The sequence below is a fragment of the Hymenobacter psoromatis genome (genome assembly GCF_020012125.1).
In the GTDB taxonomy this organism is placed as follows: Bacteria; Bacteroidota; Bacteroidia; order Cytophagales; family Hymenobacteraceae; genus Hymenobacter; species Hymenobacter psoromatis.
In genome coordinates this window covers 53460-68581 of the sequence record NZ_JAIFAG010000003.1, presented here as the reverse complement: position 1 = coordinate 68581, position 15122 = coordinate 53460, and the positions used below count along the sequence as shown (strand labels likewise).

The 15122-nt window shown below is 57.7% G+C and carries 14 protein-coding genes and 2 pseudogenes; 2 read left to right on the top strand and 14 right to left on the bottom strand.

Annotated elements, in window-relative coordinates; all coding sequences use genetic code 11:
- Genes LC531_RS22065 through LC531_RS23070 form a run of 3 tightly spaced genes read right to left on the bottom strand, consistent with a single transcriptional unit; the run spans position 1 to position 913 of the window.
- On the bottom strand, positions 1 to 306 hold the full coding sequence (locus tag LC531_RS22065; RefSeq protein ID WP_223654416.1) for a hypothetical protein: 306 nt from the start codon (positions 304 to 306) through the stop codon (positions 1 to 3).
- A complete protein-coding gene (locus LC531_RS22060) occupies positions 303 to 761 on the bottom strand; it encodes a hypothetical protein (RefSeq protein WP_223654415.1) in 459 nt (152 codons plus the stop codon). The genes LC531_RS22065 and LC531_RS22060 overlap by 4 nt, the downstream gene beginning before the upstream one ends.
- 20 nt (positions 762 to 781) lie before the next feature.
- Positions 782 to 913, bottom strand: a complete 132-nt coding sequence (locus LC531_RS23070; protein ID WP_223654414.1) for an MJ0042-type zinc finger domain-containing protein — start codon at positions 911 to 913, stop codon at positions 782 to 784.
- A 646-nt stretch (positions 914 to 1559) separates the two neighbouring features.
- Here LC531_RS23070 and LC531_RS22050 point away from each other — a divergent pair.
- Positions 1560 to 2249 (top strand): VIT1/CCC1 transporter family protein, encoded by a 690-nt coding sequence (locus LC531_RS22050; protein ID WP_223654412.1) that lies wholly within the window; start codon positions 1560 to 1562, stop codon positions 2247 to 2249.
- Positions 2250 to 2671: 422 nt separating this feature from the next.
- Here the strand turns inward: LC531_RS22050 and LC531_RS22045 are convergent, their stop codons facing one another.
- From LC531_RS22045 to LC531_RS22030, 4 genes and pseudogenes are all read right to left on the bottom strand, one after another.
- Positions 2672 to 3133, bottom strand: a complete 462-nt coding sequence (locus LC531_RS22045; RefSeq protein WP_223654410.1) for a GIY-YIG nuclease family protein — start codon at positions 3131 to 3133, stop codon at positions 2672 to 2674.
- Positions 3130 to 4608 carry a class I SAM-dependent DNA methyltransferase gene (locus LC531_RS22040; protein ID WP_223654408.1) on the bottom strand — a complete coding sequence of 493 codons (1479 nt, stop codon included), beginning with the start codon at positions 4606 to 4608 and terminating at the stop codon, positions 3130 to 3132. The genes LC531_RS22045 and LC531_RS22040 overlap by 4 nt, the downstream gene beginning before the upstream one ends.
- 120 nt (positions 4609 to 4728) lie before the next feature.
- Positions 4729 to 6375, bottom strand: a complete 1647-nt coding sequence (locus LC531_RS22035) for an ATP-binding protein (RefSeq protein WP_223654406.1) — start codon at positions 6373 to 6375, stop codon at positions 4729 to 4731.
- A gap of 12 nt (positions 6376 to 6387) precedes the next feature.
- Positions 6388 to 7032 (bottom strand): annotated as a pseudogene (locus tag LC531_RS22030) (restriction endonuclease subunit S); the annotation flags it as partial.
- A 69-nt stretch (positions 7033 to 7101) separates the two neighbouring features.
- Here LC531_RS22030 and LC531_RS22025 point away from each other — a divergent pair.
- A complete protein-coding gene (locus tag LC531_RS22025; protein WP_223654438.1) occupies positions 7102 to 7497 on the top strand; it encodes a hypothetical protein in 396 nt (131 codons plus the stop codon).
- Between the two features lie 12 nt (positions 7498 to 7509).
- Here the strand turns inward: LC531_RS22025 and LC531_RS23065 are convergent.
- The 7 genes and pseudogenes from LC531_RS23065 to LC531_RS21990 form a co-directional block, all read right to left on the bottom strand.
- Positions 7510 to 7965 (bottom strand): annotated as a pseudogene (locus tag LC531_RS23065) (restriction endonuclease subunit S); the annotation flags it as partial.
- A 17-nt stretch (positions 7966 to 7982) separates the two neighbouring features.
- Positions 7983 to 10826, bottom strand: coding sequence for a type I restriction endonuclease subunit R (locus LC531_RS22015; protein ID WP_223654404.1), 2844 nt, complete (start codon positions 10824 to 10826; stop codon positions 7983 to 7985).
- 271 nt (positions 10827 to 11097) lie between these two features.
- A complete protein-coding gene (locus LC531_RS22010) occupies positions 11098 to 11376 on the bottom strand; it encodes a hypothetical protein (protein WP_223654396.1) in 279 nt (92 codons plus the stop codon).
- A 240-nt stretch (positions 11377 to 11616) separates the two neighbouring features.
- Positions 11617 to 12105 carry a TIR domain-containing protein gene (locus tag LC531_RS22005; RefSeq protein WP_223654395.1) on the bottom strand — a complete coding sequence of 163 codons (489 nt, stop codon included), beginning with the start codon at positions 12103 to 12105 and terminating at the stop codon, positions 11617 to 11619.
- Between the two features lies 1 nt (position 12106).
- Positions 12107 to 13537, bottom strand: a complete 1431-nt coding sequence (locus LC531_RS22000) for an SIR2 family protein (protein ID WP_223654394.1) — start codon at positions 13535 to 13537, stop codon at positions 12107 to 12109.
- Positions 13534 to 14220, bottom strand: a complete 687-nt coding sequence (locus tag LC531_RS21995) for a TIR domain-containing protein (RefSeq protein WP_223654393.1) — start codon at positions 14218 to 14220, stop codon at positions 13534 to 13536. The genes LC531_RS22000 and LC531_RS21995 overlap by 4 nt, the downstream gene beginning before the upstream one ends.
- A gap of 295 nt (positions 14221 to 14515) precedes the next feature.
- The gene (locus tag LC531_RS21990; RefSeq protein WP_223654392.1) at positions 14516 to 15073 is read right to left on the bottom strand and encodes a RusA family crossover junction endodeoxyribonuclease; all 558 of its coding nucleotides are present in this window, start codon (positions 15071 to 15073) and stop codon (positions 14516 to 14518) included.
- Positions 15074 to 15122: the final 49 nt, after the last annotated feature.

Here is a 15122-nt window from a genome sequence, read left to right as displayed (position 1 = left end):
CTAAGGCAGGGGGGGCGGCGCGGGAGGAGCCAGTCGGCCGTCCAACTTTTCGCCCTCCAGCCAGTCCCGGCGGACCTGCCGAGCCTCGGCTGCGCAGGCTTGCCGGCGCTCGCGCAGGGCTTCGCGAAGCACGTCCACAAGGGGCGCGCCGGTGAGGCGCTCGATGGCGATGGTCAGCTGCTGGTCGTGGGTGTGCAGGGTGACGGCGGTGAGGCCGGCCAGCTCCAGGGTAGCTAGTTGGCGCTGCTGGCGCTTGGCCAGGTGGCGGGCGCGGCGCAGGTGGCGGAGGTCGCGGCGGTCGCTCATCGGGCCGGATTGGGAAGCAAGTGAGCGAGCGTCAGGGAGTCAGCCGGTTGGAAGCGAGCGGCCGCGCGGCGGTCGAAGGTGCCGGCGCGGCGGTCGGCGTGGTCGGGCAGGGGCGCGCCGGGTACCCAGGCGGGGGCGGGTTGGGGTTGGCGCGGGCGGTAGCCCCGGAAGCTGGCCGAGCGCATGTGGCATAGCGTAGTGCGCAGGGCGTCCTGGCTGCGCTGATGGGCAGCGGCGGCTAAGCGGCGGGCAATTTCGGCCAGGACGTTGGCGTGCCAGCGGGTGAGCCGAGGCACGTCCTCGCACTCGTGGACGAAGTGGTTGGCCCGTAAGTGTTCCGCTTCGCTGAAAAGCGGGTTGCCGAGAAGGATGGCTAGGACGTGCTGGCGTAGTTCGCCCAGGCAGGATGGGAGGACGCTGTGGAGCGTACTTGTCCCGATTACATGGTTTGCCATGTATTTTTGGAGTTGGGTTGTCAATGACCCAGCCGTAGTGCCTGCTGCAAACAGGTGCTACATCGGAGGTCAGTCGCGACAGCGGCTGGCCTCTTTCTGCTCACTACGCGATAGGCTGCTCTACATGAGCGACACAAATATACAAACAACATACAAAATTCAGATGTCGTTCGTGCATTTTATATTTGCGCAATGGAGAAGAAAGCTAAGCCGCCCTATCAAGTTCGGATGTCGGACGAGCTTTATGCGGTTGCGGTAGCGAAAGCAAAGTCATTAGGATTATCTTTTGCAGCTTACGTGCGCTACTTAATCTCACAGGATAACAACTCGAAGTAGCCCTAACATGCAAAAAAACCGGTTAACAAGCCTATTTTTTGCACGTTAAAAAATATATAATTTATTTATATTTACATTTTTATTTATTAGTCTTAAATACGCCGAAATTAAGATTTTACTGAAACACTTAGTAATGATAGTCAGAATTTTATAATTATAAGTTGGCGCTGAATCCTTATAAAGGTGGTTCCAAATGAACGGCTTTTCTAGCTTTTCAGTAAGGCTTGATTCAGTCTGCTTTATCTGGACCGCCTCCCTTTTTCCTTCCCGCCCGTTTTAGGCCCGACAAACCCCTGGGCGTGGGGGCGCCAAGCCACCCACCTGCCGCGGCCAACTGGTCTTCTTCTCAAACTGCTCCCCCGTGTCATTTTTTACCAGGCGCGCTTTCGGGTCCCTTCCGTTGGCCGCTGGCGGCGCGGGCGCGGGCCGGAGCAAAGCCCTTCCTCTTGAACCACCTGGCCTATGCGACACATCGAGCAGCATCATACCCAACGAATTGGCTGGCTGCGGGCCGCGGTGCTGGGGGCCAACGACGGCATTATTTCCACGTCCAGTCTGGTGGTGGGCGTGGCGGCGGCCCACGCCTCGGCCCACAACGTGCTGGTGGCCGGCGTAGCGGGCCTGGTGGCCGGGGCCATGTCGATGGCCACCGGGGAGTACGTGTCCGTCAGCTCCCAGGCCGATTCGGAGCAGGCCGACCTGGACCGCGAGCAGGAAGAGCTGCGCACTGACCCGCAAGCTGAGCAGCAGGAGATGGCCGACCTCTACGTGGGGCGTGGCTTGGCCCCCGCGTTGGCCGCCCAGGTGGCGCAGCAGCTCATGGCCCACGACGCACTGGGCACCCACGCCCGCGAGGAGCTCGGCATCTCTGAAACTATTGCCGCCAAGCCCATCCAGGCCGCGCTGGCGTCGGCGGCTTCTTTCACGGTGGGAGCGGCCTTGCCGCTGGCTACCATCTTGCTGGCTCCCCCGGCCGGGTTGGTCTGGACGGTTTCGGCCACGGCCCTGCTGTTTTTGGCGGTGCTGGGGGTGCTGGCCGCCTACGTGGGCGGTTCGGGGATGCTGCGCGCCGCGGTCCGCGTGACCTTCTGGGGCGCCCTGGCCCTGGGCCTGACGGCCGTGGTGGGCCACTTTTTCAACGTGACGCCGTAGCCGGGACGGGGCTATAGGCAGGGAGTCGCGTAAAACAGGAGCGCCTAGGAGGGGTAATTTCCCGGCCCTACGGGAAAAGCCCCTCCTCCGAAACCTCTGCGTTAGTAGGCAGCCTGCCGCGCCATAGGCTTGCGCCAGGTGGCCGAAAGCCGCTCGACGCTGGCCGCCGCCCAGGGGCCCTTATTGGATGGTTTTGACGAAGGCTTTTCCAGCGCGTAGAGATGCTTTTTTTGAGCTTTTTTGGCTAACCTTTATTGGAGTACCTGTTAGCATGGCGTTCGACCACTCATCTTGAGTTAGTAAGCAGCTATCGCACCGTGTTTGGCCTTAGTCAAAGCCAAGGCCAAGCACACCTTCTACAGCATTCGTTATAGCTCCGCTATTCCTCCCCTGGACAGTATCCTGACGCCAATCCACTACTTCTATGATGGATTGAAGTGGTTGTGGGGCGTGTTCAACGCCAAAGCCGCGTATACCTCAAATAAGGTTTGTTCAACGTCATCGGCTACCGCGATCCAGCGGATTTCCATGCCGGCTACGCGCGCTTTGGCAGCTGTGAACAACGGCCCGAACAGCGGACAGCGTTGCAGCACATGGCGGGGCCGGTCTAGGTCAATGGCGAGGCCCTGAGCGGCCTCGCGGGCCAGCAAAAAGGCAAACGATGCGCTGTAGTGGCTGGAAGCGTTGCCGCCGTGTTCCAGGAGCCGCTGCCGTAGCCGTCCGGTGCGGCCCACGTACTGCGCATGGCCGTGCTCGTAGAACGCGTACACCCCAGCGGCCGGCAGGTCTTGGCCCAGGGCAAGGCGGGTACGCGGGATTTGGGCGATGAGCTGCGCCAAGTATCCCGGTAACCGGGCAACCCGCTGGTCGAACGCTGGGTTCATGCGACTTCCTCTAACTCCTCGGCAATGCTGGCAAACTGCGCCAGCGCGGCTTGCAGGTTCTCGGTGATTTCCAGGGCCAGCACATCGGGCGCGGGTAGGGTAGCGCTGTCTTCCAGCGCGTCGTCCTTCAGCCAGAAGATGTCGAGGTTTATTTTGTCGCGGGCCAGCAGCTGGGCCAGGTCGTAGCGGTGAAACTGGTCGGTTTCCTGGCGCTGGGCGCGTTGGCCGGGTTTCCCGTAGCAGGCGATGAAGTCTTGGAGGTGCGTGAGCGTGAGCGGGTTGCCCTTGGGGGTGAAGTGCTGGTTGGTGCGCAGGTCGTATACCCAAAGGTCCTTGGTTTGGGCCTGCTCGGCGGCGGCGTGCTTCTCAAAGAAGATGACGTTGGCCTTTACACCCTGGGCGTAGAAAATGCCGGTGGGCAGGCGCAGCAGCGTGTGCACGTTGCAATCCTGCAAGAGCTTGCGGCGGATGGTTTCGCCGGCCCCGCCCTCGAAGAGCACGTTGTCGGGCAGCACCACGGCGGCGGTGCCGCCTACCTTGAGAATGGTGTAGATGTGCTGAACGAAGTTGAGCTGCTTGTTGCTGGTGGTGGCCACGAAGTCGGTGCGCTCATAGCTGAGCGTGTCTTTGCTGGTCTGGCCCTCCTCGCTCATCACCGTGATACTGCTCTTCTTGCCGAAGGGCGGGTTAGCCAGGATGAAGTCGTAGCGCTCGCCGGGGTCGGAGAGCAGGGAATCCTGGTTTTTGACCGGGCTTTCGGTCGAACCGACGCCGTGCAGGTAGAGGTTCATGGCGGCCAGGCGCACCACCGAGTCCACGATGTCGGTGCCGTGGAAGGTATGGTCGCGCAGGAACTTGAGCTGCTCGCGGTCCATTTCGGCCCCGTAGGTGTCCACGAGGTAGTCGCGGGCCACCAGCAGGAAGCCGGCGGTGCCGCAGGCGGGGTCGCAGATGGTCTGGCCAGGGGTAGGGGCCACGGCCTCCACGATGGCTTGGATGAGCGGGCGCGGCGTGAAGTACTGGCCCGCGCCGCCCTTCACGTCCTCGGCGTTCTTTTGCAGCAGGCCTTCGTAAATCTCACCCTTCACGTCGAAGCCCAGACCCGACCAGTTTTCGCGGTCAATCAGGGCCAGCAGGTGCTTGAGGCGGGCGGGGTTCTGAATCTTGTTCTGGGCCTTCTTGAAGATGACGCCCAGCATGCCGGGCTCCTTGCCCAGGTCGGTGAGCAGGTGGCGGTACTGCACTTCCAGCGCGTCGCCTTCGAGGTGGCGCAGGCTGGCCCAGTCTTTCCCCTCGGGCACGGCGGGCGCGTTGGGCGCACCGGCCTGCTCGTCGGCCATCTTCAGAAACAGTAGGTAAGTGATTTGCTCCACGTAGTCGCCGTAGCCCACGCCGTCGTCGCGGAGTACGGTCGCGTAGCCCCAGACGCGTTGAACAAGGGATTGGGCGGTGGCATTGAGGGTAGGCTGGCGCATGTTGAGGAGGGGTTGTTGTATTACATTGTAATACATTTTGTCATAAGAGAAAACAACTGAAACTGCGTTTCCAAGCTAGAAACGCAATTTTGTTTTCTATTTGTTTTTTAGTTGTTTTTTTTATGGCAGTGAATAGCGGCGACTTCGGGTGCCTCCCAGGCTAGGAATAACTCGTCCTTCTTCTACCATACCGTACACTTCGCGCCTTATTTCCAGCAGGGGTAGTTCCTCCAGCCGCCGATGAATCTGCGCTATTGAACTGTCAGGGTAAGCCCGCAAGTCTTCTTCAATTAAGGCCCGCAGCCGGTGCGGCTCCATCGTTTTCAGGCTGGGCTTTACGTCGAGATTGGCGGCCGCGTAGGCTTTGGGATTCACCAGGTATTCGGTGCTCTTTTTCACCCCGCGGGCCAGCACAATTTCCCATTCTACCAGGCGGCCCAGCCAGGACCGGAGCCGTTCTTCCTGGCGCAGCTGCAAGGCCTGCGTGAGCGCGGGTGCGCCGATGGGGCCATGTTGGGCAATGATGCCCAGCGTGATGATTTCCTTCTGCCGGAAGTCGTAGAACCGAGCCAGGGTATCGAGCAGCGCGACGGCCGTGGGGTTGGGCGCTTTAGCGTAGATGGTGACGCGTAAATTGCTGTATGAATCGTCGATATCGGGCAAGGGCTTGGCGTCGCGGCTCAGCTTTTCATAAATGAGGTCGTAGCCAGAGCCTTCGCCTTCCATCAGGCCCGTGGCCTGAAAGGTGTCCATCAGGGCCTGGTTGCGGCGCACCCGCTCGTGCAGAATGGTGGTGGGCGTCACGCCCAGGGGCAGGTGGCCGGGGCTTTCAATTTCCAGCCGGTCCGGGTACACGCGAATGGCCACGTCGGTGGCCACCGTGTAGAGGCGGTGGGCAAAGGCGTTGGCCAGCAGCTCGCGCAGCACGGCTTCGGGGTAGCGCCGCACTTGCCGCCGGTACAGCCCTTCGGGCACTTCGTGGTAGTAGTGCAGCTCAACGCCCTGCGCCAGCACTTCGTCCAGCAGCTGCAACGGGTTGAACCGGAAGTCCATCCAGGTTTCTTTGCGGATGCGGCGTTCCTGCTCGTCGTACACCAGGTATTGCACCAGCAGGCCGTAGCGCAGCCGGGCCCGCTGGTAGGGGGTACCCAGCCACAAAATGCCCAGGTTGGTGGCCAGGCCGTCTTCGCGCAGCAGCTTGTAATGCGTCAGGATTTCGGCCGTGCTTTTGCCCTTGACGAACGGGCTGACCTTATTGGTAGGCGCGGCGCGGATTTTCTCCACGAAGAAGCGGATTTCGGCCGGGTTTAGCTCGGTTTGAGGCACGCTGTGCGGCGTGTGCAGCTCCCACTGAAAGCCGCTTTTCTCGCCCGCCAGCCGCAGCAGGTCGTCGCCCACTACCGGCCGGCATTCCTCGCCCAGCCGCATGTACACGCGCCCGTCGGACGTGGTAGCAATGGTATTGAGCGACGGATGCACCCACAGCTGCAAATACTGCCCCCCGTTGACACTGGTAATGACGAGCGGGTCGGCCAGGCCCACGTTGATGGCCCGGCCGCCCAGGCTGCGGACCAGCAGATTGGCGGCCGCCGGGTCGATGCGCTGCTCGGGCGGCGGGAGTTCCTGCTTGTCTTCCATTCCGATTTGCAGGGTGCCGCCGCGCGCGTTGGCCAGGCACACGCAGGTTTTGGCCAGGTCGCTCAGGTCGGCCGAGGGGCCAAAGGCCTTGCGGTAGCTCTTCTTCTCGAAAACGTGGTTTTCCGACATTATCCGGCGTTTCTAAAGCCCTAAAGTAGTTTGCTGGGCCGGGGCCTTGCGCCCGCGCGGGCCCTTGGCAGCGGCTTTGGCCGGACCAGCGGCCGGGGCTGCGCGCAACCGGGCCAGCAGGGCGGCGGCCGGCTCGTCGGTGGAATCCTGAGGCACGAGGCGGCCGGTGAAGGCCCGGTGCAGCAGGCTCTGGCGCAGGCGCTCGGCGCGTTTCAGCTCGGCGGTGAGGGTCTGGCTCAGGGCATCGAGCACGGTGAGGCGGCGCTCTACTTCGGCTATAATTTCGGCTTGCTCGGCGAAGGGGGGTAGGCAAACAGGCATGTTTAGAAGCTGCTCTGTGTTTATTCCGTCCCTTGTAGCACCGTGATTTACACGTTTTAGGTAATTGACAACTTCACCTGAACCTCTAACATAATAGAGAAAATAATGAGGCTTTATTATGTGATTCGCGAGGCGTAACCGCATAATGTGATAGTTGAAAAAAGCCCCCTCAAAGCTTGCTGAAACGAAGCCGGCACGCCCAACGGAGGCCATTCGCGAAAAAAGCAAGTCACCAACCGACAACCGATACCGTTCTAAATCGGTGGCTTTCTGTTCGCTAATGTGGACTGCTTTATTCAAGTTGATTCCCTGTTCTGTGAGGCAGCCAATTGTTAGAACAGGAATTCCGTCTTTAATAAAATCTTCTCTGCCCAGAGACGTACCAAATGGGCCTGTCATAACAGTTTGGTCTCCAACTCTACCAAGCTGCTCAACACTCGCCCACACCCACCCCGCCGGCAGCTCCGGCAGCTCGCTGGTATCGGGCATTTCGGGCTCCACATACTTCGATTTCCAGGCATCGTTCAGCGGGAGCTGGCCGCCGCGCTTGGCGACTTGAGCGGCTTCCCACTGCGCCCGGCGCTCGGCGCGGATGCGGGTGAGCAGGGCTTCGCCGGTTTCGGGGGGGGTAGGGTGGGCTACCCGCCAGGCGCGGGTCAGCTCGCCGGTCACGGCCGCGTGCAGCACCGATTGGCGGTAGCGTTTCAGCAGGGCCTGGCTGCGGCGCACGGCCGCCACGCCCGCATCGAGCCGGCTGAACAGCTCCTCCAGCTTCGCCACGATGCGGCGCTGCTCGGGTAGGGGGGGTAGGGGGAAGTTCAGCGCCTCAAATTTGCTCTTATTAAGAATTGGAAGCGTCGTAGAAGAAGCATTGTCAATTATCTGCCGAAAAAGGACGGGAGAGATGAATGCGAAATACCCAAACTGAGGCAGAACGATAGAGGTATCAGGAACAAGCGCATTTATCTGCTGATTAGTTGTGCCGGCAACTTTCGCAAAACCAGTCTTTCCAATCGTAGCGCCAATGCAAGTAACAAGAATTGATTCTGCTGGTAAAACCCTGACGGAGTGCGCACCGGCTTCGGTCAAATTCGTTTCAGCTTCGGTTAACGCATAGCCTGAGCCCAAGTCGCTGGGTTTGAAAAAGGGTATGCTACCTCCGTAAAATTCCGGCTTGCTTGTACTTGGAGTGTTACCAGTAACAGTTTTTCCGATTTGGCTAATAGTCGTCCAAACCCAGCCTTGCGGCAATTCTGCTTTCTCTTCCATAATATTCTAACAACTCCTTACGCGGCCAGTGCCTCGTTCAATTCATCCACAATAGCCTGCAAATCAGCCCCGAACACCTGGCGGGCGCGGGCGTAGCCGCCCTGGTCCACGAAGGGGGGTAGGGTGAAGTCTTCGGCCTCCACGCTCAGGGAGGTGGCCACCTTCTCCTTCATCATGCCCAGCCAGCGCTGCTGCTCGGCGGTAAAGGCGCGGCCGGCCTGCTGCGCCTGGGCGAGCCAGGCCCCAAACCGCTCGTCCACGGTGAGGGGGTAGGCGGTGAGCGTGTCGGTCTGGTGCAGGGCGAAGCGCACCAGGCTGATGAGGTTGGTGAGCAGCGTGCGGGGGCCGGCCCCGCGCACCCGCGCCTTTTCGAGCTGCTCGTAGGCGGCCCAGAGGCTTTCGGGTGTCAGCTGGGGGTTGTCGAGGCGCAGGGCCAGGGCCAGCTCCCGAATCTGGGCGAAGGTGACGGCCCGGCGGGCGTAGGGCTGGTTGTGCAGCAGCTGCAAGGCCGTGATTTCGTCCTTGTGCGCCGCAATAAACGCCTGAAACTTGTCGATGCGCGCCTGGGCCAGGGCCGCCTGCGCGGCCTCGGGCGAGGTCTGGCTTTCGTAGCCGGCGCTCAGCACCTGGTCTTTGCTCACCAGGTCAATCACGAGGTCGTGCTGGGCGTGCACCTTGGCCAGCAGCGTGCGCAGGGCCGGGTCGTCGAAGAGGTGCACGGCCCGCGCGGTGAGGGCCTGCACGGCCTGCTGCCAGTGGGCGTCGGTCGGCTCGGTGAGGGCCGCGCCCGGCTCGCCGGGGGCGGGCTGGCCGGCGGCGTGGGCTTCGGCGGTGGCCAGGCGCAGGGCCTCGGCTTCCTGGCGCACGGGGTCCACAGCATCGTAGAGGCGGGCGGCGAGCTGCTGCACGGTGGCCGTGCCCTGGGTCTGGGCCGCCACGGCGGCGCGGTCGTCGGGCGTGAGCTGGCGGTCGAGGCGGGCCAGGCGGGTGGCCAGGCTGCGCAGCTGGGCGGGCTCGTGGTTGCCCAGGGCCACGGCGTGCAGCAGCCGCTCGAAGCCCAGGCCGCCGGGCACGCGCTCTACGCTCTCGGTGTCCTTCTTCACCGAGTCGGTCACGCCCACGGCGTCCACCAGCACGAAGCGGGTTTTGGCCTCGGCCCCCGGCTCGGTGCCGGGGTTCAGGGCCATCAAATCGGAGGTGTTGATGACGCGGGTGCCGCGCCCCTTCATCTGGTCGAAATACACCCGGCTGCGCACGTCGCGCAGAAAAATGAGGCACTCCAGGGGCTTGATGTCGGTGCCGGTCGAAATCATGTCCACCGTCACGGCCACGCGCGGGTTGTACTCGTTGCGAAACTTGCGGATGAGCGTATCGGCGTTTTCCTCGGCCCCGTAGGTAATCTTTTTGCAGAAGTCGTTGCCCTTGCCAAAGAGCTCGCGCACCAGCTCCACAATCTCGTCGGCGTGGTGGTCGCTCTTGGCAAAAATGAGGGTTTTGGGCACGATGCTGCGGCCCGGAAACAGCTCCGTAAACAGGAGGGCCTTCCACTCGGCCAGCACCGTCCGAATCTGGTCGGGGGCCGTTACCGAGCGGTCGAGCTGGGTAGCGGAGTACACGAGGTCGTCGTCGAGGGTTTCCCAGCGGCGCTTGCGGGTCTGGCGCTCCATTAGCTTCACGGCGCTGCCCTTCTCGATGCGGGCCCCGCGCGCCGTGATTTCGGTCTGGATACGAAACACGTCGGAGCCCACGTTCACGCCGTCCACCACGGCCCGCTCGTGGCTGTACTCCATCACCAGGTTCTGGTTGAAGAAGCCAAAGGTTTGCTTGGCCGGCGTGGCCGTGAGGCCGATGAGGTGGGCATCGAAGTACTCCAGCACCTGCTGCCACACGTTGTAGATGGAGCGGTGGCACTCGTCAATCACCACGAAGTCGTAGGCCTCGGGTGGCACGGCCGGGTTGTAGGCCACCTCGCGGGGCCGCTGCGGCGCGTCGGTATTCAGCTCAAAGCCCGACCGCTCCTCGTTGCCCGCATCGTACTCCGCCTCGCCCCGCAGCATCGAATACAGCCGCTGGATGGTGGTAATGGTCACCTTGCTCACCGTGTCAAGCTGGTTGGAAGTCAGGTGCTGCACGTTATAGAGCTCCGTAAACTTGCGTCCATCATCAGGGGCCGTGTACTGCTGAAATTCCTGCAACGTCTGCCGCCCCAGGTTGCCCCGGTCCACCAGAAACAGCACCCGCTTGGCCCCCGCAAACTTGATGAGCCGGTACACGAACGACACCGCCGTAAAAGTCTTACCCGAGCCCGTGGCCATCTGAATCAGCGCCCGCGGCCGGTCGTCCTTGAAACTCACGTCGAGGTTGCGAAGAGCTTCAATCTGACAGTCGCGCAGCCCGGCCGTGTGCACGGCCGGCAGGGTGCGCAGCCGCGCCCGCAGCGTGCCAATCTGCCGGGTCCAGTCGCGCAGCGTCTCGGGCCGGTGAAAGCCGAACACCGGCCGCGAGCGCGGCTCCGGGTCGCGCGCGTCGGCAAAGCGGATTTCCTGCCCGTTGGCCTCGTAGCCAAAGGGTAACTCGTCGGCCACGCGGGGCGCGTGCTTAGTAGCGCTGGCCTGGTAGCGGGCCGTCTGCTCGGCCACAGCCGTGAGCGAGGTGCCTTCCTTCTTGGCTTCCACAATCCCCACCAGCCGGCGGTCGATGAGCAGCGCGTAGTCGGCTGGCCCGGAGGCCGTGGGATATTCGCGCACCGCGATGCCGGCACCCGCGCCCAGGTTCAGCTGCTTGTAGTCCTGCACTACCCAGCCGGCAGCAGTGAGTTGCGCATCGATAAGCTGGCGGGCGTGTTGTTCGGGGGTAAGCATTCGGGTGAGTAGAAACCAGAAGGCTAAAGTACTCCACGACTATGACCCCGGCCCTTAGGGAGCTACTTTGGGGAAATGGTTCTTTGACTCCGCTCTCAACTTAGTACCGATAATCATTCATTGTCGTACTGAGACTTAAATTTTCAACGTAAATATGTGATAAAAGGATAAGTCTGGACGGAACTTATCTGACACCCGTAGCCTAGTGTAGCCTACTAAATGTGCCTTACCAGGGCATTCAGCGCGGTTTTAATTTCTGTGAATGGCTCCGTTAGGCCACCGATACCGTTGAGCCGCCACCCTTTTCCGCCACCCTGCGCGCGGTCTTTTTGAAGCTGTCGACCAGCTCCGCCTCGTCGATGCCTAGGTAGCGGTTAAAGCTGGTTTCGGTCTGGAGGCCGGTGGCCAGCATTACTTGGGACTTAGGCAAGCCCTGGTAAATCTTGAGCGTGGTAAAGGTCTTGCGCCCGATTTTGCTTGTCAGCGCCAGGCGTGTAAGGGCAGCTAATTGCGCGACGTGGGGCAGGTACTTGTGCAGGTGCAGCACCACGGGTAGGCAGGTGCGTAGGCCCCGCTACGCATTAGCCAATGACCATGAGTACCCCAATGGGGTGTGGATGCTTGAATTACTTGGGCCAGCGGGGCAGCAATTGTTAGGGAGGCGAGTGGAGAAGCGTCACAGGGCAAAAGAGCACAGCTCTTATGAAGATTCATAAATCAAAAGGTCTCTGCTGGTATCAACAGGGGCCTTTTGATTTAGCTGAGCGAATGTAGTAAGGGGGTATCCTGTCTATCGACCAGCATTTACAGCCGCCTCCTCAATCCATTTGTCTACATTATTTCTGCCTAAATCGCCAAGCCAACTGTATGTTTTATACTTTCCGAGAGAGGCAAGGGAGCGGCCATTGGAGTCAACTACTGTCTGCAACGGGCTAGGTCCAGCTGAGTCAGTTTGGCTTAGCAAATTCTTCATGCCAGCCATATTGATACAGACAATGCCTCTATCTTCTTGATGGGCTTTAGCGACTTCATATTTAACCCAACGGCGGTTAGCCGTTTCAAGACCAACGAGTACTACCACTACACCACATCCCTTCATCTGGTTATCAATCCAATTTTGGATTGCTTTGTCACCTTGCCGCTCAATGGATTCCCACTCGGAACCTTTCAAAAAAGGGGTTTTCTCGAAGTGGTCGGAAATTGTGTTACATTCATGAATCTGCGCGACTCTATGAGAGTCGCGTTTGTAGTGGAAACTGAAAAAAACGCGGCGTGCCATACTACTTTTTATTTATGAGGGTGAGTACTTTGGTGATGGTAGTTAAGAGGGCGTCGAGCGGCTGGGTTTCATCTTGAAGTTTTTCAAGCTCGGCTAAAAATGTAGCAGAATGGTCATTGTAGCTCTCCTTTACTCTATCCCAAATAACTTTGGCTTGATAGCCAGTAGCCCCGATGGGGAGGATAAAAAGCCCTTTGCTAACGGCAATATCATATTCAGCCAATACACCAGGTGCGTTCACAGTCTCACCACTCACTTCCTTGTTGCCGAAGATAAAAATGGCGATGCCAGCGTAGCTTATCATCTTCTGCCGATACTCCTGCCATAGGTCGCCAAGGGTCTTTTCGCCAGTGGCAAATTGGGGAAACGGCCGCAGGACGAGCTGGTCTTCTGAGTACTTGGTGGGCTCGTCGTAAATGGCTTCCAGCGCCCCATTGATAACGGCGCTACCAATGCCTAAGCCGAAACCATTGACGACGGTGTAATTTTTCTGGATGAGGGATTTTGCAAGATTGTGTGTGAAGCCTACTCCCTGCTCTGGGGTATGCGGGGCATACGTGGCGGCACTACCAGAAATAAAAATCGTTCTCTGTTTGTACTGGGTTTCAATTTCAGCAAGCATCACAGTTATCTCCGGATAATCGTCTATGAGTACGGCGAAAATACGGTAGCTTCTACGGAGCTCTTCTAGCAGAAGCTCTTGCTTAATAGTGTTGTAGGTAAACTGCTTTTCGGTTTCTGAACCTTTGTCGCCAAGCTTTACGCGTTTGAAAATACAGTAATGGTTTTTAGTATTTGGTCCGTAATCACGCCGAACCCGGCTTAGAATGTAGTCTAGGTTGGGGTCAGTGAAACTAAAACCTAGGAAAAGGAATGTTTTAGTAACCAAGTCGCCACTAAGAGCCGTGATAAATGGCTGATGTGTCACGTTGTAGTTCTGATAATCGTACTTAGTGATGACAGCATTATCGGCATCCTCCACATCACCATGCATCTTGTAAACGATGACGTCTCGCCTCGATTTGTTTACACTGAAATGGTCGTTGCGGTACTTTACGTCGGGGCGCTTTTTGTTTTTTGAATAGGTATCCTCAATAACGCGGTCGTAGTTGGTAGTCCATATAGTGCTGATTGGTAGGCGCGTGAGGATGCGGTGGTTTTCACTTTCTCGCGCCTCCTCAGAGAATTCAGCTACTATCTTATGGTTTATCGCGTGCCTACCCCGCTGCGTATGGTGGTACTGTGCCACCGTAATCAGGTCGGTTTCCTGGTCAATGTCCAGCCGTAGTTCATCAGCTATGTCGCGTAGCAGCTCACTCCAGTTGACGTAGCCAGCAGGTACCGAAAAGCCCGCTCCCGCGAAAATGGCGGTATCTCCTTCAAAGAGGTGCTCTACGAATTTTCTTATAAAAGAAGCTTGGTCCTGTGTCATCTTTGAAGGAGGCGTTGAATTGGTTTCTTATTGTGTCTAACCCAAGAATCGTAGTCTATAAAGCTTTTCTGATTCTCGTGAACCCACAAAGTCGGCATACCCTGTAGACTATTGTCCATTGATATGTAGGGGTATAAGCTTAAGTATTCACTGCCTGAGTACGCATCACTGTTACCGATATTATTGGCGCGAATGGGCAACACAGCCGCCTTTTCCTTGAGGCCATCGAAGTAGCCTAATTCCCAAGGCATCCACTTGGATTTTGCAGCATTGACTGAGTAGGCATAAAAAAGCGATTTGCACGATTTCATGCGTTTTCGCAAGGTATCGGCCGTGTCTTTATTGACGTTGCTTCTGTCGAGCTGTGCATCATCAATCCAATCGATGTAAACGCTGTAGTTTAAATCTTCCAACTCGCGCTTAAGCCCCCAAATCTGTTCGCTGTCTCCCGTACTGTGAGATAGAAAGATGTCATAGATCTTCGTATCCTTGAGCTGCTCATTGATAGACTCATTGATAAATCCCTTTATGATATTACGTGAAAACAGCTTAGAGGTTGATTGTATATCTTGCTGAGCCCGAGCACGTAGTAGTTCTTCGGTAAAAAGAGGCATCAGTACGCTATCTAACTGAATTAATGGTTGACCTATTCTTTCGGAATGTGCGAAAATGATAACTCCCAAAGACGCAGCTAATATACTGTACTGTACGACTAATGGGCTAGTTTATTTGCTAATTCCAATAGCCGCAAACGTGTGCTACTAAACGGAAAGGCCCCTGCTATTGAAAACAGATATATTATTATATATTAGAAAATTATTTGGAAAGTCAGTTCGGCCGGTTATGCCCCGCCCGCAGGAGGCTGAGCGTGTCTTCCTTGGCCTCCAGCAGCGCCTGGGCCATCGCGAGCTGCTGGCGAAGTAGGTTTTGAAATTTGAATAATAGAAGCGGCGACTGAGGCATCAGTCGCCGCTTCTATTATTCAGAGAGTTCTTCTAAATACGCAAATTTGATGTTGCTAAACCAACTCTCCTTGGTCTTCAATTGCCGTACCCCTATGAAGAAGCCGTGCAGGGGTATGAACGCATTTACATCCTTATTAACATAAAGATTGACAACTTGTGCATCATCAATAAAGACCAATCCAGTCATGCAATCTAAAATATATTTAGCCAAGTTATCGACATCTACCTCGTTGAATCGTTTTGCATTCATATCCACACTTATAAGCACCTCCACAGGTATATCGCTAGCATATGGGTGTTCAGAACTCATTGACCCTCTAATCAGCTGCTTCAGTTCCTCACCAAAATCCTTTGTAGAATCAGGCCCTTTTTTCTTTAAGTAAAGCTCTTCGTCAGTGACTTTGCTTACTTTTCCATCTTCCTCTTCCATAACTAATTCGTAACCGGTCACAGGTTTGAACTTGTCTTGTTTGGTGGGTACAATGCTGCCTCCCATACGACCAACAAAGAAATCTAAGTCTGGATGTTTTTTAAGTATATACTTCATTTGTTCATTGTTGTGAGTTGGCATTCCTGTAATAGACCAACTGCCGAATAGATGGATGTGCTTCTGAAACCCT

Coding starts and splice junctions, on each gene's coding strand:
- LC531_RS22000 (WP_223654394.1), bottom strand. CDS start 13,537: ATGACACAGGACCAAGCTTCTTTTATAAGAAAATTCGTAGAGCACCTC.
- LC531_RS22005 (WP_223654395.1), bottom strand. CDS start 12,105: ATGGCACGCCGCGTTTTTTTCAGTTTCCACTACAAACGCGACTCTCAT.
- LC531_RS22060 (WP_223654415.1), bottom strand. CDS start 761: ATGGCAAACCATGTAATCGGGACAAGTACGCTCCACAGCGTCCTCCCA.
- LC531_RS22035 (WP_223654406.1), bottom strand. CDS start 6,375: ATGTCGGAAAACCACGTTTTCGAGAAGAAGAGCTACCGCAAGGCCTTT.
- LC531_RS23070 (WP_223654414.1), bottom strand. CDS start 913: ATGTTGTTTGTATATTTGTGTCGCTCATGTAGAGCAGCCTATCGCGTA.
- LC531_RS21990 (WP_223654392.1), bottom strand. CDS start 15,073: ATGCCAACTCACAACAATGAACAAATGAAGTATATACTTAAAAAACAT.
- LC531_RS22045 (WP_223654410.1), bottom strand. CDS start 3,133: ATGAACCCAGCGTTCGACCAGCGGGTTGCCCGGTTACCGGGATACTTG.
- LC531_RS22050 (WP_223654412.1), top strand. CDS start 1,560: ATGCGACACATCGAGCAGCATCATACCCAACGAATTGGCTGGCTGCGG.
- LC531_RS22015 (WP_223654404.1), bottom strand. CDS start 10,826: ATGCTTACCCCCGAACAACACGCCCGCCAGCTTATCGATGCGCAACTC.
- LC531_RS22040 (WP_223654408.1), bottom strand. CDS start 4,608: ATGCGCCAGCCTACCCTCAATGCCACCGCCCAATCCCTTGTTCAACGC.
- LC531_RS22065 (WP_223654416.1), bottom strand. CDS start 306: ATGAGCGACCGCCGCGACCTCCGCCACCTGCGCCGCGCCCGCCACCTG.